Genomic DNA, 17,955 nt, shown 5'->3' with positions numbered 1-17,955 from the left:
TTACCTGCCCAGATAGACTTCGATGACCCGCGGGTCGTTCTGCACGTGGTCGATGCTGCCCTCCGAGAGCATGCTGCCCTCGCAGAGCACCGTCACCTTGCTGCCCAGCGCCCGGACGAATTCCAGGTCGTGCTCGACCACGACGACGCTGCGCTTGCCGGCGATGCGCACCAGCAGCGCTGCGGTGTGCTCGGTCTCCTGGTCGGTCATGCCGGCGACCGGCTCGTCCACCAGCAGCAGCTCCGGGTCCTGCATCAGCAGCATGCCGATCTCGAGCCATTGCCGCTGGCCATGGCTGAGGATGGCGGCGCGGTCCTGCGCCCGGGCGGTCAGCCCGACCTCCTCCAGCACCGCCTCGATCCGCCGCCGCGCCTCGCCCGAGAGCGCCCAGCGCAGGCAGGCGAGGGGTCCGCGCGGCGCCTTCAGGGCGAGCTCCAGGTTCTCGAACACGGTGAGCGCGTCGAACATGGTTGGCTTCTGGAACTTCCGGCCGATGCCGAGATTGGCGATGGTCGCCTCGTCCAGCCGCGTCAGGTCGTGGTCGCGGAAGCGGACGACGCCCTCGGTCGGCCGGGTCTTGCCGGTGATCACGTCCATCATCGTCGTCTTGCCAGCGCCATTCGGGCCGATGATGGCGCGCAGCTCGCCCGCGCCGACGATGAGCGAGAGGTTGTTCAGCGCCCGGAAGCCGTCGAAGACCACCGAGACGCCGTCGAGATAGAGGACCGGCGCGGCCTCCTTCGGCGTGCCGAGGGGCGGGCTGATGCCGTCGCTCATTTCGTCACCTTCGAGACCAGGCCGATCAATCCGCGCGGCAGGAACAGCGTGACGGCGACGAAGAGGCCGCCGAGCGCGAAGAGCCAGAGATCCGGCGCGACGGTGGTGAGCCAGGTCTTCAGCGCATTCACCGAGAAGGCGCCGAGCAGGGCGCCGACCAGCGTGCCGCGCCCGCCCACCGCCACCCAGATCACCGCCTCGATGGAGTTGCCCGGGCTGAACTCGCCGGGGTTGATGATGCCCACCTGCGGCACGTAGAGCGCGCCCGCGAGGCCGGCCAGCACCGCCGAGAGCACGAAGACGAAGAGCTTGTGCTGCGTCACGTCGTAGCCGAGGAAGCGCACCCGGCTCTCGGCGTCGCGGATCGCCACCAGCACCCGGCCGAGCTTCGACTGGGTGATGCGGCTGCAGATGGCGTAGCTCAGCACGAGCAGGGCGAGCGAGGCGTAGAACAGCGCCGAGCGGGCGGTCGGCGTGTTCAGCGGCATGCCCAGCAGCTCCTTGAAGTCGGTGAAGCCGTTGTTGCCGCCGAAGCCCATGTCGTTGCGGAAGAAGGCGAGCATCAACGCATAGGTCATCGCCTGGGTGATGATCGAGAAGTAGACGCCGGTGATGCGGCTGCGGAAGGCGAGGTAGCCGACCACCGCGGCGAGCAGGCCGGGCACCGCCATCGCCATGAGGATGGCGAAGGGGAAGTGGTCGAAGCCGAGCCAGTACCAGGGCAGTTCCTTGTAGCCGAGGAAGACCATGAAATCCGGCAGGGTCGGGTGGCCATAGACGCCGCGCGGGCCGATCAGCCGCATCAGATGCATGCCGATCGCATAGCCGCCGAGCGCGAAGAAGGCGCCGTGGCCGAGCGAGAGGATGCCGGCATAGCCCCAGGCCAGGTCGATCGCCAGCGCCAGGATGGCGTAGGTGATCCACTTCCCGCTGACGCTGACGATGAAGTCCGAGACATGCAGGGCGCTGTCGGCCGGCAGGCGGTTCAGCGCCGGCAGCACGGCGAGCAGCAGCACCGCGCCCAGCATCAGCAGGCGCAGCGTCAGCCGGCCGGAGCCGCCGGGCGAGGGGGTGGCGAGGGTGGCGCTCACGATTCGGCGGCCCTTCCCTTGAGCGCGAAGAGGCCCTTCGGCCGGCGCTGGATGAACAGCATGATGGCGACGAGGACGAAGACCTTGGCCAGCACCGCGCCGGCATAGGGTTCCAGCATCTTGTTGACCACGCCGAGGGTCAGCGCCCCGACCAGCGTGCCGGCCAGCGAGCCGACGCCGCCGAAGACCACCACCATGAAGCTGTCGATGATGTAGCCGGTGCCGAGATTGGGCGAGACGTTGTCGATCTGGCTGAGCGCGACGCCGGCCATGCCGGCGAGGCCGGACCCGAAGGCGAAGGTCATGGCGTCCACCCGTCCGGTGCGGATGCCCATGGTGGCGGCGATGCGCCGGTTCTGCACCACCGCCCGCATCTCGAGGCCGAAGCGCGTCAGCCGGATGGCGGCGAAGACGAGGGCGAGGACCAGCAGGCCGAAGACGATGATCCAGAGCCGGTTCTGCGTCACCGCGACGCCGCCGGGCAGGGTGATGGTGCCCTGCATCCAGGCGGGCGAGATCACCTCCCGGTTCTGCGCGCCGAAGGCCAGGCGCACCGCCTGCTGGATGATCATGCCGACGCCGAAGGTCATCAGCAGCGTCTCCAGCGGCCGGCCATAGAGATGCCGGATCAGCCCGCGCTCGAGCAGCGCGCCGCAGGCCGCTGTCACCAGGAAGGCGGCGGGGACCGAGAGGGGCAGCGACCAGGGCGCCAGCCAGGGGATGCCGCGACAGAGCTCCTGCACGGCGAAGGTGGCATAGGCGCCGAGCATGACGAACTCGCCATGCGCCATGTTGATCACGCCCATGACGCCGAAGGTCACGGCGAGGCCGAGCGCGGCGAGCAGCAGCACCGAGCCGAGCGAGAGGCCCTGGAACAGCGTCTCGGCGGCGCGGCGGATCGCCAGGCTCTGGTCGATGCGGGCGATGGCGGCCTCGATCGCCCCGGCCTCGCCGGGATTGCCGGCGCGCGCCTCGATCAGCAGGGCGCGGGCCTCCACCGTGCCGGCGGCGCCGAGGCGGGCGATGGCGTCGCGCTTGGCGGCGGGATCGGCGGCGACGAGCTGCGCCGCGGCCAGCGCCAGCTCCAGCTTCGCCCGCACGCCGGCATCCTGCTCGCGGGCGATGGCGGCCTGCAGGGGCGGCACGTCCTCGGCGCTGCGGCTGCGGAAGATCGCTTCCGCCGCGGCGCCGCGCTGCGCCGCATCGGGCGAGACGAGCTGCAGCCGGCCGAGGGCGCCGCGCAGCGCCTGGCGGACGCGGTTGTTGAGGCGCACGGCCTCGGCGCCGGCGGCCTCGGCCGGCTGCCCGGTCGCGGCATCGACGAAGCCGGCGCCCTGCGGCAGCAGGACATGGCCATCGGCCGTCTTCAGGAGCCGGCCGTCCTGCAGCGCCTGCAGCACCGGCAGGGCGCGCGGGTCGCCGAGGGCGCCCAGCCGCTCGACCGCGCCGGCGATCTCGCCGAAGCCGCCGGCGAGGCCGGGCAGGGTGGCGGCGTAGTCCTCCTGCGCGCGTGCCGGCAGGGCCAGCAGCAGCAGGAACGCCATGCGGAGGATGAAAGAGGTCATGATGCCCTTCGCGGGACGGCGGCGCCGGCGGGCCGGCACCCTCGCCCTGGGGGTGTCCGCCCGGGGAGACATCTCCCCGGGCCGTCCGGGCGGGCCCGCGCCCGCCGCGGCCGCGGTCCCTACTTCTTGCGGTTCGCGTTCTCGGGGATAAAGGGCGACCAGTTCTCGGCCTTCACCACGCTCGGCGTCTTCCAGACGATGTTGAACTGGCCGTCGGCCTGCACCTCGCCGATGAAGACCGGCTTCGAGAGGTGATGGTTCGGCAGCATCTCCTCCTCGTAGCCGCAGGGGGCCATGAGCTTCTGGCCGATCATCGCCGCGCGGACCTCGTCCACCTTGGTGGTCTTGGCCTTCTCCACCGCCTGGGTCCACATGCGGAAGCCGGTATAGGTGGCCTCCATCGGGTCGTTGGTGACGCGCTTCGGGTTCTTGATGTAGGCGCGCCAGAGCTTGAGGAATTCCTCGTTCGGCGTGCCCTTGATCGACATGAAGTAGTTCCAGGCCGCCAAGTGGCCGACCAGCGGCTTGGTGTCGATGCCGGCCAGCTCCTCCTCGCCCACCGAGAAGGCGACGCAGGGGATGTCCTCGGCCTTGATGCCCTGGTTGCCGAGCTCGCGGTAGAAGGGGACGTTGGCGTCGCCGTTGATGGTGGAGACGATCGCGGTCTTCTTGCCCTCGCCGGCGAAGCGCTTCACCCGGGCGACGATGCCCTGCCAGTCGGAATGGCCGAAGGGGGTGTATTCCTCCATGATGTCGGCATCGCCGATGCCCTTGGAGTTGAGGAAGCCGCGCAGGATGCGGTTGGTGGTGCGCGGGTAGACATAGTCGGTGCCGAGCAGGGCGATGCGCTTGGCATCGCCGCCATCGGCGCTCATCAGGTACTCGACCGCCGGGATCGCCTGCTGGTTTGGCGCGGCGCCGGTATAGAAGATGTTCTTGCTCTCCTCCTCGCCCTCGTACTGGACGGGGTAGAAGAGCATGCCGTTCAGCTCCTCGAAAACCGGCAGCACCGACTTGCGGGAGACCGAGGTCCAGCAGCCGAAGGTGGCGTCCACCTTGTGGACCTGCAGCAGCTCGCGCGCCTTCTCGGCGAAGAGCGGCCAGTTGGAGGCCGGGTCGACCACCACCGCCTCCACCTTGCGGCCGAGCAGCCCGCCCTTGCCGTTGATCCACTCGACCATCATCAGCACCGTGTCGCGCAGCGCCGTCTCGCTGATCGCCATGGTGCCGGAGAGGGAGTGCAGGACGCCGACCTTGATCGGCGCGCCCTGGGCGAAGGCCGGGCGGATCGCCGGGGCGGCCAGGGGGGCGATGGCGGCGCCGAGCCCCGCCAGCGTGGCGCGCCGCGTGAGGGTGAAGCGGTCGTTGGGCATGGGGCTGTCGTTCCCTGTGTGACGTCTGCGGCGTGCCGGACCGGCCTGGATGCGCGGGCGCATGGGTCCGGACGCGGTTGGCCCGCTTCCGAAAGCGAGATGCGTGCCAGTTTTCGAACCGCTCACACCGCGGGGAGCGGCGCGGGTTTGCCCAAATTCCCGGCAATCGCCTGCCAGGGGCGCAGCGGGCTGCAAGCCGCGGCGGCAGCGGCACGCGTCAGCCGAGGTTGCGCCCGCGCCGTCCGGCCACGACATTGCCGATCGACCGTCGCCCGCCCGCCGCCCACCCCCTCAACATGCCGGAACCGTCGCCATGGGTCTCAAGGCCGCCATCCTCCCCGTCACGCCCTTCCAGCAGAACTGCTCGCTCTGGTGGGACGAGGCGAGCGGCGAGGGCGTCGTCATCGATCCGGGCGGCGAGGTGGAGCGCATCCTGCACGCGCTGGACGAGCTGAAGATCAAGGTCGGCAGCATCCTGCTGACCCATGGCCATCTCGACCATGCCGGCGGCGCGACGGCGCTGCAGGCGGCGCTGCCCGGCCGGCCGCCGATCATCGGGCCGGACGAGCGCGACCGCTTCCTGCTCGAGGGGCTGGAGGCGCAGGGCGCGCAATACGGCTTCGACTGCCGCAACGTCACGCCGGATCGCTGGCTGGCGGAGGGCGAGACGGTGCGCATCGGCGGCGAGGACTTCGCCGTGCTGCATTGCCCGGGCCACACGCCGGGGCATCTCGTCTTCGTCAACGCGGCGCTGCGGATCGCGATCGTCGGCGACGTGCTGTTCCAGGGCTCGGTCGGCCGCACCGACTTCCCCTATGGCGACCATGCGGCGCTGATCGCCGCGATCCGGGAGAAGCTGCTGCCGCTCGGCGACGACATCGCCTTCCTCTGCGGCCATGGCCCCGGCTCGAGCTTCGGCCAGGAGCGCCGCAGCAACCCCTTCCTGCGCGGGGTGTAGGGGCGGCGCCGCCGCGCGGCGCCGCTCAGTAGGCCGCCGCCCAGCCATCCCGGCGCGGATCGCTGCCGGCCATGCGCACGCCGTTCCCCAGCACCCGGATGACCTCGACGCTGCACGGCCCCTCCAGCGGCGGCACCACCCGCACCGCATGGCCGCGCGTCTCCAAGCCCGGCACCGCCCCGGCGAGTCCGGCCTCCAGCGTCAGCACCGCATCGGCCTCGTGCGGGTAGTTCGCCGCCTGGCCGGGCTGGCTGCTGGTCCAGCGCGGCGCCTCCACCGCCTGCTGCGGATCGAGGCCGAAGACCGCCATCGCCAGCATGACCTGCAGGTTCACCTGCACCTGGTTGTCGGCGCCCGGCGTGCCGAAGACGCCCCAGAGCCGGCCGTCGCGGAAGACCATCGGCGCGTTCATCGTGTGCCGCACCCGCATCCCCGGCCGCAGCCGGTTCGGGTGCCCGGGCTCGAGATGCCAATAGGCCATGCGGTTGTTCAGCAGGATGCCGGTATCGCCGGCGGTCACGCCGCTGCCGAAGGCGGAGTTGATCGACTGGATGGCCGAGACCGCATTCCCCACGGCATCGACGACGCAGAAATAGGTGGTGTCGCCGCCCTCGCCGCCGCGCACCGGCAGGCTGGCGGCGCGCTCCGGATCGATCAGCGCCGCCGTCTCCGCGGCATGCGCGGCGCCGAGCAGCCGGTCGAGCGGGATGACGAGGCCGCGCGGATCGGCGCCCCAGCGCTCGCGGTCGAGGAAGGCGCGCTTCTTCGCCTCCACCATCAGATGGATCAGCGCCGCGCTGTCGCGCCCGAGCGCGGCGAGGTCGAAGCGGTCGAGGATGCGCAGCATCTGCAGGAAGGTGAAGCCGGTGGAGTTCGGCGGGGTCTGCCGCACCTCGAAGCCCTGGAAGGGCACGGCGATCGGCGGCTGCGCCTCGGCCGCGCAGGCGGCGAGATCGGCCTCCGCCACCACCCCGCCCGCGGCGGCGATCCCGGCGGCGAGGCGCCGCGCCAGCCGGCCGCGATAGAAGCCCTCGGCGCCGTCGCGGGCGATCTCGGCGAGGCTCTCGGCCAGCTCGGGCTGGGTCAGCACGGCGCCGAGGGGCGGGGTGGCGCCATCGGCGAGGAAGCGCGCGGCGCTGCCCTGGCTGGCCCGCAGCTTCGCCAGGCAATCCGCGGCGAAATGCCGGTAGTGATGCGTCACCGCGAAGCCGTCCCGCGCCGCCTCGATCGCCGGCGCCACCAGTCGCGCCCAGGGCAGGGTGGCATGCCCGGCATGCAGCAGCGCCAGCCCGGCCAGCAGCCCCGGCGTCGAGGCGCTGCGCGGGCCGGCGACGGGAATGCCGCCCGCATAGGCCTCGGGCGTCGCCGCCAGCGGCGCCGCGCCGGTCGCGTTGACGCAGAGCGGCGCGCCGTTGACGCGATGGAGCTGGAAGAAGCCGTCGCCGCCGAGCCCGGACATGGCCGGCTCGACCACGCCGAGGGTGAGGGAGATGGCGATGCTCGCATCCACCGCCGTGCCGCCGGCGCGCAGGATGTCGAGCCCCGCCTGAGTGGCGACCGGATGGTTGGTGGCGACGGCGCCGTGGCGCCCCATGATCGGCGGACGGTGACAGCGTGGCAGCGCTTGCATGACCGGATCCCTGGCTCGACCCGGCCATGCCAGCACGGAGGGCGCGGCGGCGGAAGCCCGGAGGGGCGCCGCCGCCGCGGTCAGGCGGCGGTGTGCCGCCCCTCGCGGAACGCCTTGATCATCGTCTGCGTGAAGGCCGGGATGTCGTCGGGCTTGCGCGAGGTGACCAGGCCGCGATCGGTCACCACCGCCTCGTCCACCCAGTCCGCCCCGGCATTGCGCAGATCGGTCTGCAGCGAGGGCCAGCTCGTCATCTTGCGGCCGCGCACGCCGTCGGCATCGATCAGCGTCCAGGGGCCATGGCAGATCGCCGCGATCGGCTTCTTCTGCTCGACGAAATGCCGGATGAAGGCGATCGCCTTCGGCTGCAGCCGCAACTCATCCGGGTTGATCACGCCGCCCGGCAGCAGCAGCGCCGCGTAGCGGGCGGGATCGGCCGCATCGAGGGGCTGGTCGACCGGCACGCTGTCGCCCTTGTCGTGGTGGTTCCAGCCCTGGATGCTGCCGCCATGCGGCGCGACGACATGCACCTCGGCGCCGGCCTGCTTCAGCGCCTTCACCGGCTCGGTGAGCTCGACCTGCTCGAACCCGTCCGTCGCCAGCACCGCGACCGTCTTGCCTTGCAACTGCTCTGCCATGGAATGCGGGATCCTGCCTGTGACTGCGGCACCGGCACCACGCGCGGGCGCGCGTCGGCGCCGGCGCGGTGCTGCCAGAACGGCGGGCCCGGCGCGGGGTTGCGGGTGCTTGACGCTGCCCGCCAGCGGTCGGATCGTTGCCGCGCAGGGTTGCGGGGCCAGGCACCGTTGCCGGGGAGGAGACGATGCAGAGAGACAGCCGCCCGCGGCGGAGCAGTCCGCCGGGGCGCCGCCGGCTGATCGGCGCGACGCTCGGGGCTGCCCTGGGGAACGCAAGCCTCGGGGGCATCGGCGCCAGCCGCGCCCAGGCCGCCTGGCCGACCCAGCCGGTCCGGCTCGTCGTCGGCTACACCGCCGGCGGCCCCACCGATTTCGTCGCGCGGCTGTTCCAGGAGCCGTTGCAGCAGCTCTGGGGACAGCCGGTGGTGATCGAGAACCGCCCCGGCGCCAGCGCCGTGCTGGCCACCGAATTCGTCTCGCATGCCGCGCCCGACGGCTACACCCTGCTGCTGGCGACCAGCGTGCAGGCCAGCAACCCGGCGATCTATCCGAAGCTGCCCTATGACAGCCTGCGGGACTTCGCGCCGATCGCGCTGCTCTACGCCTCGCCGACCGTGCTGCTCGTCAAGGCGAGCTCGCCGCTGAAGACGGCGGCCGATGTGGTGGCGCTGGCGCGGAAGGAGGGCGGGCTGGCCTTCGCCAGCTCGGGCAACGGCTCCTCCGGCCACTTCGCTGGCGGCATGTTCGCCCGCAAGGCCGGGGTGGAGCTGACGCATATCGCCTATCGCGGCGCCTCGCCGGCCTTGCAGGATGTCGTCGGCGGCCGCGTGCCGATCACCTTCTCCACCCTCTCCGGCGCGCTGCCGCTGGTGCAGGGCGGCGCGCTGCGCGCCATCGCCGTCTGCGGGCCGCAGCGGGTGGAGACGCTGCCGGGCGTGCCGACCCTCGCCGAGAGCCATCTCGACATCCCGGATACCAGCCCCTGGTTCGGCCTGGTGGCGCCGGCCGGCCTGCCGCCCGCGGTGCTGCAGCGCATCGCCGCCGATGCCCGCACCGTGCTGCGGCGGCCGGAGACGCGCCGGCGCATCATCGAGCAGGGTGGCTTCGTGATCGATGAGGGGCCGGAGGAATTCGCCGCCCGCATCCAGCGCGAGATGGCCGAGAGCATCGCGGTGGCGAAGGCGCTCGGCATCCACGCCGATTGAGTATGGGACGTCATAGGGGAAGGGGACCGCCATGCGCATGCAGGCCGCGATCATGTTCGAGCAGGGCAAGCCGCGCCCTTACGCCAGCTCGAACGCGCTGGTCATCGAGGAGGTGGAGCTGGAGGGGCCCGGCCCCGGCGAGGTGCTGATCGAGGTGGCGGCGGCGGGCCTTTGCCATTCCGACCTCTCGGCCATCGAGGGCATCCGGCCGCGGCCGCTGCCGGTGGTGATCGGGCATGAGGGCGCCGGCATCGTCCGCGAGGTCGGGGAGGGCATCACCGACCTCAAGCCGGGCGACCATGTCATCACCGTCTTCGTCGCCTCCTGCGGGGTCTGCCGCAACTGCGTGCGCGGCCGGCCGAACATCTGCACCGCCGGCAACGCCGCCCGGGCGGCGGGCACGCTGCTCTCGGGCGCGAAGCGGATCCGTCGGCTGAACGGCGAGCGGATCAACCATGGCAGCGGCCTCTCGCTCTTCGCGCAATATGCCGTGGTCGGGCGCCGCTCGGCGGTGAAGATCGATCCCGGCATCCCGCTCGAGGATGCGGCGATCTTCGGCTGCGCGGTGATGACCGGCGCCGGCGCGGTGCTGAACACCGCGGCGATGCAGGCGGGCGACACCATCGCGGTGGTCGGGCTCGGCGGCGTCGGGATGAACGCGCTTTTCGCCGCGGTGGCCGGCGGGGCGGAGCGGATCATCGCGGTGGACGCCAATCCGGAGAAGCTCGGCCTCGCCCGGCAATGGGGCGCGACCGACACCTTCCTCGCCACCGAGCCGGATTGCGCCGAGCAGGTGCGGGCGGCCACCGATGGCGGCGTCGATACGGTGATCGAGACCGCGGGCAACATCCGCGCGATGGAACTGGCCTATGCCATCACCGCCCGCGGCGGCAGCGTGGTCAGCGCCGGGCTGCCGGCCCAGGGCGCCAATTTCTCCTACATGCATTCCGGGCTCGTCTCGGACGAGAAGAGCATCCGCGGCAGCTATATGGGCTCCTGCATCGCGGAGCGGGACATCCCGCGCTTCCTCGGCCTCTACAAGCGCGGCAAGCTGCCGGTCGGCTCGCTGAAGAGCGGCTTCCTGCCGCTCTCCGAGATCAATGCCGGCTTCGACCGCCTGGCCGACGGCAACGTGCTGCGGCAGGTGCTGCGGCCGAACATGTAGCGGGCGGCGGGCGGCGCGCCGCCCGCGTCATGTCAGGCGCAGGACGGTGAAGCCGTCCTGCGTCCGGCATCAGGCCACGCGGATATTGCCGAACTGCCAGGGATCGCTCTCGTCCAGCGCCTCCGGGAACAGCCGGGCGCGGTCCTGCAGCGGCGTCCAGTCGGAATAGGCGCCGACCACCTTGCCGAGATAGGGGCGGCAGATCTCGAGGATCCGCGCATGGTCCAGCTCGTCGGATTCGACCAGCCCGGCGCGCGGGTTCTCCATCGCCCAGATCACCCCGGCCAGCACCGCGACCGTCACCTGCAGCGAGGTGGCGTTGTTGTGCGGCACCAGGCGCCGTGCCTCCTCGATGGAGAGGCGCGAACCGTACCAGTAGGCGCCCTTGGCATGGCCGCAGAGCAGCACGCCGAGCTCGTCGATGCCGCTGGTGATCTCGTCGGTCATCAGCCGGCTCTCCGGCTGCATCTGCCAGTTCTTGCCGGCCAGCTCGTGCACCGAGAGCACCGCGTCGTCGCAGGGATGGTAGGCGTAATGCGCCGTCGGCCGGTACAGGACGCGGCCGGCCTCGTCGCGGACGGTGTAGTAGTCGGCCAGCGAGATGCTCTCGTTGTGGGTGATGAGGAAGCCGTGGAAGGGCCCCTCCAGCGGCGTCCAGGTGCGGACGCGCGTCGAGGCGCCGGGCCGCAGCAGGTAGATCGCCGCGTCGCAGCCGAAGCCGTGCCGGCGACCATCCGGGGGCAGCGTCTTCTCATGCGTGCCCCAGCTGAGCTCGGCCGGCTGGCAGCCCTCGCCGACGAAGCCCTCCACCGACCAGGTGTTGACGAACTCGCCGACGCGCTTCGGGCGGTCGGACACCTGGGTGTCGCGCTCGGCGATATGGATCACCTTCACGCCGAGCGACTGGGCGATGCGCGCCCAGGCGGCGCGGTCGGTGGCCGGCGGCGGCGTGGCGACCGGCGCGCCGGTGTCGCGGGCGATGTCGAGCAGCGCCTGCTTGACGAAATGGCTGACCAGGCCGGGATTGGCGCCATGCGCGGTGATCGTGGTCGGGCCGCCGCGCATCGCCTCCCGCAGCCCGATCGCCTCCTCGCGCATCGCGTAGTTGGAGCGCTGCGAGGGGGTGAGGGCGGGGTCGGTGTAGCCGCCGGCCCAGGGCTCCACCACCGTGTCGAGATAGAGCGCGCCCAGCTCCTGGCAGAGCCGCATCAGCGCGACGGAGGAGACATCGACCGAGAGGTTGAGCAGGAAGTCGCCCGGCCCCAGCAGCGGCGCCAGCAGGTCGCGGTAATTCTCGCGCGTCGCCGGCTCGATGACGAAGCGGATGCCGTATTCCTCGGCGACGGCGCGGCCGCGCTCCTCGGCGGTGACGATGGTGATCCGCTCGCGCGGGATGGCGATGTGGCGGAGGATCAGCGGCAGCACGCCCTGGCCGATGCTGCCGAAGCCGAGCATCACCAGGCGGCCGGAGAAGGAGGTGTGGATCATGGGTCAGGCACTCCGGGGCACGTGGCGGGACAACGCCGCGGGGCGGGGGCCGGCGGCGGTGTCATGAAACCGTCTTGGAAGACGGGGGAAGGCGGCGCGGGGCCGAGCGGGTTCGAGCAGGGCCCGGCGGGGCGCGCAAGCCCCGCCATGTGAATTGGCATCGGGGCGCGCAAGCCCCGCCGGGTGAATTGGCGCCGGCGCGGGACGGGGCGCCGCGGTCAGGCGGCCTCGGCCAGGGTCTCCTCCACCAGGGCCTCCTCCGCCAGGCCGATCTCCGTGGCCTCCAGCATCGGCCGGTCCCGCACCTCGACCATCCGGGCCCGGTCGAAGCCGTTGAAGGCGGTGCGCAGGCAGGCGCCATAGGCGCCGAGCTGGCCGATCTCGATCCAGTCGCCCTCCCGGATATCGGCCGGCAGGCGGAAGGGGCCGGCCATGCGGTCGGCGCTGTCGCAGGTCGGGCCGAAGAGCACGAAATCCTCCTGCTCCGCGGCGGCCGGCCCGTCGGGGCGGATCAGCCGGCAGGGAAAGACGAAGCCCGGCGCGCCGGCATCCGACAGCATGCCGTAGACCCCGTCATTCACGTAGAGCGCGCCGTCCCGGCGCTGCTGCACCTGCACGACGACGCTGCCGCCGCCGGCGACCAGCGCCCGGCCCGGCTCCGCCCAGAGCGCCGCGCCCGGCAGCGCCAGCGCCTCGAACGCCGCCTCGATCTCGGCGAAGAAGGCGCCGAGCGGCGGCGGGGTGACGCCCGGATAGGCCACCGGGAAGCCGCCGCCGACATCGATGACGTCAACGGCGACGCCGGCGGCGCGGATCACCGCCCCTGCCAGCGCCAGGGCGCGCCGCCAGGCCAGTGGGTCGAGGCATTGCGAGCCGACATGGAAGCAGAGGCCGAGCCGCGCCGCCCGCGGCCGGGCCGCGCGCAGCAGGGCCGCCGCCGCCTCCGGCTCGGCGCCGAACTTGCCGGAGAGGTCGTAGCGGGCCACCCCCTTGGGCAGCGCCAGCCGCACGAAGAGGCCGAGCCCCTCGGCCGCGCCGGCGCCCGTCTCCGCCCCGATCTTCGCCAGCTCCTCCGGCGTGTCGAGCACGAAGTCGCGCACGCCCTGGCGCTGCCAGGCCTCGCGGATCGCCGAGCGTGCCTTCACCGGATGCATGAAGTGGATCGCCGCCTCGGGCAGCAGGCTGCGGACCAGCGCCACCTCGCCGGCGGAGGCGCAGTCGAAATGCCGCACGCCGCCCGCCCAGACCGCGCGCAGCACGGCGGGCTCCGGGTTGCACTTCACGGCATAGAGCGTCTCGCCCGGGAAGCCGGCGACGAAGCCGGCGGCGGCCTCGGTGATGGCGGCCGGGCGCAGGCAGTGCATCGGCTCCTCCGGCCGGGCGACGGCGACGAGCGCATCGACGGCGGGCAGCGAGGGCGGGGCGCCGGCGGCGCGCGCACGCAGCAGGTCCATGGCAAACATCCTCACGGCATCGCGGCGCGCGGCAGGGCGCGCCGACAGGGCATCGGGTGGGGGTGGACGGGCCGGGCGGCGGGGCGATCCCGCGGCTTCCGGCACCGAGCTCAGGCGATGCGGTGGGGTTTTCGCATCGCGTCGAACCGTTCGAGCGACATAGACAATCCCTCACGACCCCGGCGCGGCGGGCAGGCCCGCAGCCCCGGCATGGACGAAAAGGACGCGTCCCGTCGTTGCTGTGCCCGCGGGTCGAAGGATCCCGGCCGGGCTCGCGGCACGTGCGATGGCGTCAGCGCCCGGCGCGAACCGGGCACGGCCGGAGAAATAGGGTCTGCCGCCGCGGAATTCCAGGCCTTTTTTTCGGGCCAGCCATGCGCTGCCGGCAGAGACGCCGGAGCCCGGGCCCGGCCGCCGGAAATTGCCCGGTCAGGCGGCCAGCAGCGAGAGGTATTCCCAGGCCATGGTGGCGCCGGCGAGCGCGGTGATCTCCGCCTGGTCATGCGCCGGCGAGACCTCGACCAGGTCCATGCCGGCCCAGGCGAGGCCGCCCAGCCGGCGCAGGATGCCCTGCGCCTGCCAGGAGGCGAGGCCGCCCACCTCCGGCGTGCCGGTGCCCGGGGCGAAGGCGGGGTCGAGCGCGTCGATGTCGAAGGAGAGGTAGCAGGGCGCCGCGCCGAGCACCGCGCGCACCCGGGCCGCCAGCGCCGCCGGCGACGATTCATGCGCCTCCTGCGCCGTCACCACCGTCACCCCCTGGGCGAGCGTCCAGTCCCAGGTCTCGCGGTCCACCGGCGAGCGGATGCCGATCTGGATCATGCGGCGGGGATCGACCAGCCCCTCCCGGATGGCGTGGAAGAAGACCGAGCCATGGGCGAGGCTCTGGCCGAAATTCGTCTCCCAGGTATCGACATGCGCATCCATGTGCAGCAGGCCGAGCGGGGTACCGAGGCGCCGGGACAGCGCCCGCAGCAGCGGCAGGGTGATCAGGTGCTCGCCGCCGAGGGCGACGAGATGCGCGCAGTCCGCCGCCTGCCGCTCGATCAGCGCCAGGCTCGCCGGGATGTCGCCGAGGGCGATGGCGAAGTCGCCGGCATCGGCGATGTCGAGATCGCGCGGATCGGTCCAGTGCGCCGGATGCACGCCATCGACCAGCATGCGGCTGGCGCGGCGGATGGCGGCCGGCCCGTCGCGCGTGCCGCTGCGGTTGGTGGTGCCGATATCGAGCGGGATGCCGGCGATGCAGATGCCGGCCCCCCGGTCCTGCCGCGTGATGCCGAGGAAGCCCGGCGGCGTGGCGAAGGTCGGGGTGCCGGCCATGGCCCTACTTCACCGAGGAGAAGCTGGTGGGCTGCAGGAACATGTTCTCCACCCGCTGCAGGATCGGACCGTCGGCTTCCGAGGCGCTGCGCGCGGCGACCCATTCCGGGTCCACGGCGAAGCGGTTCCACTTCTCCTCCCGCTCGGCCAGGCTCTCCCATTCCAGCAGGTAGTAGAGGGCGTGGTTCGAGGGGCCGACCAGCGTGGTCCAGAAGCCGGCCTGGCGGATGCCGAAGCGCTCCCAGAGCTTCAGCGTCACCGTGTCGAAGCGCTTGAGCAGCGCCGGCAGCCGGTTGGGCAGGCAGTGATAGATGCGGAGCTCGTGGATCATCCCTGGTGTCCTCCCTTTGGGGTGGGCGATGCTACCGCGGATCGGCGCGGCGGGAAGACCTGCCCTGGCCGTCGGTTCGCTGTCCTGGGGGGTGCTCGCCAGCCGGGCGGCGCGCCGGTAGGCTCCGGCCGGCCGGCACTGCCTGCCGCGCCGGGGAGGAAACCAGCATGCGCCTCTATGATTCCATCGGCCCCAATCCGCGCGTTGTGCGGATGTTCATGGCCGAGCGCGGCATCGAGATCCCGCGCACCACCATCGACCTGCTCGGCGGCGAGAATCGCCGCCCCGACTACCTGGCGAAGAACCCCGCCGGCCAGCTTCCCTGCCTCGAGCTGGATGACGGCACGGTGCTGGCCGAGGTCACCGCCATCTGCGAATATCTCGACGAGACGGCGCCGGGCACCAGCCTGATCGGCGCGACGCCGGAGCAGCGCGCCGAGACGCGCATGTGGGTGCGGCGGATCGACCTCAACATCCTCGAGCCCATGGGCAACGGCTTCCGCTACAGCGACGGGCTGACGATGTTCCAGAGCCGCATCCGCTGCATCCCGCAGGCGGCCGCGGATCTGAAGCTGCTGGCGCAGGAGAAGCTCGCCTGGCTCGACGGGCTGATCGAGGGGCGCCGCTTCATCTGCGGCGAGCGGCTGACGCTGGCCGACATCCTGCTGTTCTGCTTCCTCGATTTCGGCGCGAAGGTCGGCCAGCCCCTCAACCCGGCGCTCAAATCCGTGGCGGCGCATTACGACCACATGAAGGGGCGGCCCTCGGCGGCCGCTTGATGCCGAGCGCGGGACGGCTTCGCCGTCCTGCCCCTCGAACGCCGGGCGCAAATCTCCGGTTGGCATGGGCCTTCGCGCCACGCGGCGCGGCGGCTCAGGCGAGGCGCCGCCGTCGGCGGTGCCGCGGCGGGTCGCCGGGGAAGGTGATGCCGCTGGCATCGAGGCCGAGCCGCACGAAGACCCGCGCCAGTTCGATGGCGCAGCGATAGCCCTCCAGCACCGGCACCTCCCAGCCAAGCGCGGCAAGGCGCTGCTGCAACGGCGCCTGCAGCCAGAAGGCGGCCGAGCAGCCGAGCAGCAGCACCTCCGCGCCATCCTCCTCCAGCGCCGCGAGGGCGGCCGCGACCGCCGCCTCCAGCATCGGGCTCGGCTCGCCGGCCGCATGCCGCTCCGCCTCGCCGCGCAGGGTCGGCCGGTCGCGATGCGCCGGCCGCGGCAGCGGGACGTCGATGTTGCGGATCGAGGCGAGGCCGTGCGTCATGCGGTACTGCACGACCAGCTCGGCCATGCGGGCATTGTGCGTCTCGGCGATGTCGATGATCGAGAAGCGGTTGCCGAGCGTCATCGCCAGATGCATCTGGGCATGCGCGTTGGCGGTGACCGGGATGCGGTGGCGCCGGCCGATCTCCCGCGCCTCCATATAGCCGGGATCGCCGCCGCCGAGCAGGACGATGGCATCGTAGCCGCCGCCGGCGCAGGCCTCGCGCACGATCGGCAGCCGGGCGACGCCGGCGATGGCGAACTCCTCGCGCGTCTCCACCGGCCAGTCGCCATGCGGGGCGAGGGGACCGGGATGCAGGTCCCAGTCGAGATCGGCGAGCAGCGGGGCCAGCGCCGCGTGGTTCATGAGCTGCGCCTCCTTCCCGCCCTCTGCGGCGCGGAATTGATTGGGCGAGCCGGGCGGCAGGCTGAAGGCCTGCACCAGGAGGAAGCGGGGCCGCCGCGCCGGGTCCCCCATGGCTAGATCGCGCCGCTCGCGCGCAGCGCCGCGATCTCCCCGGGGCCGTAGCCGAGCTCGCCGAGCACCGCCTCGGTATCGGCGCCGAGGCGGGGCGGCGGGCTGTCCACCCGCGGCCCGCCATGCGCCAGGGTGAAGGCGGCGACCGGCACGCCGAAGGGCTGCGGCACGCCGGGCGCGCCCTCGGGGAAGCGGTGCAGCAGGCCGCGGCTCTCGAGATGCGGGTCGGCCAGCGCCTCCTCCATCCGCCGCACCCGCGCCGCCGGCACGTGGCGCGATTGCAGATAGGCCTCCCATTCATCGGCGGTGCGGGTCAGCATGATCCCGGCCAGCACCGCCTCCTCCCGGTCGCGGTCGGCGAGGCGCGCCTCGTTGCTGTCCTTCGCCATCTCCGGCCGGCCGAGCGCCGCCCAGAGCCGCCGCTGCTGCCGCAGGTTGCTGGCGCCCAGCATCACCATCCCGTCCTGCGTGGCATAGGCGCTGTTCGTGGCATGGGCGTGCTTGTTGCCGTTCGGCCGCGCGGGTTTGCCGGAGGCGAGCCAGGCGGTGACATGCGAGGCCTGCATCATCATCGCCACATCGAGCATGGCGAGGTCGATGCGCTGGCCGCGGCCCGTCCGCTCCCGCTGGAACAGCGCCGCCGCGAGGGCGAAGGCGCCCATGGTGCCGGTCGCGTAGTCGATCGCCGGGGCGCCGAATTTGATCGGGTTCACCTCCGGCGTGCCGGTCGCCGCCATGATGCCGGAGGTGGCCTGGATCACATGGTCATAGGCGGTCTGGTGGCCGCGCGGGCCGGATTGCCCGAAGGCGGAGATGGAGCAGTAGATGAGGCGCGGGTTGATCGCCAGCAGCGCCTCCGGCCCGAGGCCGAGCGCCTCGAAGGCGCCGGGGCGGAAATTCTCCACCAGCACGTCGGCGCCCGCCACCAGCTTCCGCAGCACCTCGCGCGCCGCGTCCTGCTTCAGGTCGAGCGTGATCGCGCGCTTGTTGGCGGCCTGGGTGAGGAAGTAGCTGCCCATGGCCTCGCGGTTCAGCGCCAGGTCGGGGCCGCTGTCGCGGCTCTGGTCCGGCTCCTCCGGCGGCTCCACCTTGATGACGTAGGCGCCGAGCAGGGCGAGCTGATAGGCCGCGAAGGGCCCGGCCAGCACATGCGTGATGTCGATGATCCGGATGCCTTCGAAGGGCCGCATGGACGTCATCCCTGCAATGCTTCGACAGGGACT

Annotated in this window: 16 protein-coding genes; 4 read left to right on the top strand and 12 right to left on the bottom strand. The window is 72.2% G+C overall.

The annotated features are described in order from the left end of the window. The 4 genes from urtD to urtA all read right to left on the bottom strand — a co-directional run bounded on the left by urtD (window position 1) and on the right by urtA (window position 4,806). Window positions 1–777: an urea ABC transporter ATP-binding protein UrtD gene (gene urtD / locus DOO78_RS11285; protein WP_111469854.1), complete on the bottom strand. Its 777-nt coding sequence runs from the start codon at window positions 775–777 to the stop codon at window positions 1–3. Further along, entirely contained in the window at window positions 774–1,805 is a 1,032-nt protein-coding gene (urtC, locus tag DOO78_RS11280) for an urea ABC transporter permease subunit UrtC (RefSeq protein WP_111469896.1), read from the bottom strand. The genes urtD and urtC overlap by 4 nt, the downstream gene beginning before the upstream one ends. A 59-nt stretch (window positions 1,806–1,864) precedes the next feature. Further along, a complete protein-coding gene (gene urtB / locus DOO78_RS11275) occupies window positions 1,865–3,433 on the bottom strand; it encodes an urea ABC transporter permease subunit UrtB (RefSeq protein ID WP_207802866.1) in 1,569 nt (522 codons plus the stop codon). A 119-nt stretch (window positions 3,434–3,552) separates the two neighbouring features. Further along, window positions 3,553–4,806 carry an urea ABC transporter substrate-binding protein gene (gene urtA, locus DOO78_RS11270; RefSeq protein ID WP_111469853.1) on the bottom strand — a complete coding sequence of 418 codons (1,254 nt, stop codon included), beginning with the start codon at window positions 4,804–4,806 and terminating at the stop codon, window positions 3,553–3,555. A 313-nt stretch (window positions 4,807–5,119) separates the two neighbouring features. Between urtA and DOO78_RS11265 the strand changes: the two genes are divergently transcribed. Further along, window positions 5,120–5,764, top strand: coding sequence for an MBL fold metallo-hydrolase (locus DOO78_RS11265; protein ID WP_111469852.1), 645 nt, complete (start codon window positions 5,120–5,122; stop codon window positions 5,762–5,764). Window positions 5,765–5,789: 25 nt separating this feature from the next. On the opposite strand, the gene DOO78_RS11260 is transcribed toward DOO78_RS11265, so the two are convergent. Both DOO78_RS11260 and DOO78_RS11255 read right to left on the bottom strand, forming a co-directional pair. Continuing rightward, entirely contained in the window at window positions 5,790–7,358 is a 1,569-nt protein-coding gene (locus DOO78_RS11260; protein WP_165838840.1) for a gamma-glutamyltransferase family protein, read from the bottom strand. A gap of 116 nt (window positions 7,359–7,474) precedes the next feature. Continuing rightward, the gene (locus DOO78_RS11255; RefSeq protein ID WP_111469850.1) at window positions 7,475–8,032 is read right to left on the bottom strand and encodes a type 1 glutamine amidotransferase domain-containing protein; all 558 of its coding nucleotides are present in this window, start codon (window positions 8,030–8,032) and stop codon (window positions 7,475–7,477) included. 185 nt (window positions 8,033–8,217) lie between these two features. Here DOO78_RS11255 and DOO78_RS11250 point away from each other — a divergent pair, with 185 nt between their 5' ends. Beyond that, on the top strand, window positions 8,218–9,237 hold the full coding sequence (locus tag DOO78_RS11250) for a Bug family tripartite tricarboxylate transporter substrate binding protein (RefSeq protein ID WP_111469849.1): 1,020 nt from the start codon (window positions 8,218–8,220) through the stop codon (window positions 9,235–9,237). A gap of 31 nt (window positions 9,238–9,268) precedes the next feature. After that, window positions 9,269–10,402: a zinc-dependent alcohol dehydrogenase family protein gene (locus tag DOO78_RS11245; protein ID WP_111469848.1), complete on the top strand. Its 1,134-nt coding sequence runs from the start codon at window positions 9,269–9,271 to the stop codon at window positions 10,400–10,402. Between the two features lie 69 nt (window positions 10,403–10,471). Here the strand turns inward: DOO78_RS11245 and DOO78_RS11240 are convergent, their stop codons facing one another. The 4 genes from DOO78_RS11240 to DOO78_RS11225 form a co-directional block, all read right to left on the bottom strand. After that, on the bottom strand, window positions 10,472–11,890 hold the full coding sequence (locus tag DOO78_RS11240; RefSeq protein WP_111469847.1) for a homospermidine synthase: 1,419 nt from the start codon (window positions 11,888–11,890) through the stop codon (window positions 10,472–10,474). 218 nt (window positions 11,891–12,108) lie between these two features. After that, window positions 12,109–13,344, bottom strand: a complete 1,236-nt coding sequence (locus DOO78_RS11235; RefSeq protein WP_111469846.1) for a type III PLP-dependent enzyme — start codon at window positions 13,342–13,344, stop codon at window positions 12,109–12,111. Window positions 13,345–13,773: 429 nt separating this feature from the next. Next, window positions 13,774–14,664: an agmatinase gene (gene speB, locus DOO78_RS11230; protein WP_111469845.1), complete on the bottom strand. Its 891-nt coding sequence runs from the start codon at window positions 14,662–14,664 to the stop codon at window positions 13,774–13,776. Between the two features lie 4 nt (window positions 14,665–14,668). Beyond that, window positions 14,669–14,995: an NIPSNAP family protein gene (locus tag DOO78_RS11225; RefSeq protein WP_111469844.1), complete on the bottom strand. Its 327-nt coding sequence runs from the start codon at window positions 14,993–14,995 to the stop codon at window positions 14,669–14,671. A gap of 167 nt (window positions 14,996–15,162) precedes the next feature. Between DOO78_RS11225 and DOO78_RS11220 the strand changes: the two genes are divergently transcribed. Continuing rightward, a complete protein-coding gene (locus tag DOO78_RS11220) occupies window positions 15,163–15,774 on the top strand; it encodes a glutathione S-transferase family protein (protein WP_111469843.1) in 612 nt (203 codons plus the stop codon). A 94-nt stretch (window positions 15,775–15,868) separates the two neighbouring features. Here DOO78_RS11220 and DOO78_RS11215 read toward each other — a convergent pair whose 3' ends face one another. Then, window positions 15,869–16,732: an aspartate/glutamate racemase family protein gene (locus tag DOO78_RS11215; protein ID WP_111469842.1), complete on the bottom strand. Its 864-nt coding sequence runs from the start codon at window positions 16,730–16,732 to the stop codon at window positions 15,869–15,871. Between the two features lie 2 nt (window positions 16,733–16,734). Further along, on the bottom strand, window positions 16,735–17,922 hold the full coding sequence (locus DOO78_RS11210; protein WP_111469841.1) for a CaiB/BaiF CoA transferase family protein: 1,188 nt from the start codon (window positions 17,920–17,922) through the stop codon (window positions 16,735–16,737). Window positions 17,923–17,955: the final 33 nt, after the last annotated feature.

The sequence above is a fragment of the Roseicella frigidaeris genome, assembly GCF_003258945.1.
GTDB classification, from domain to species: Bacteria; Pseudomonadota; Alphaproteobacteria; order Acetobacterales; family Acetobacteraceae; genus Paracraurococcus; species Paracraurococcus frigidaeris.
This window is presented reverse-complemented; position numbering and strand designations above follow the sequence as displayed.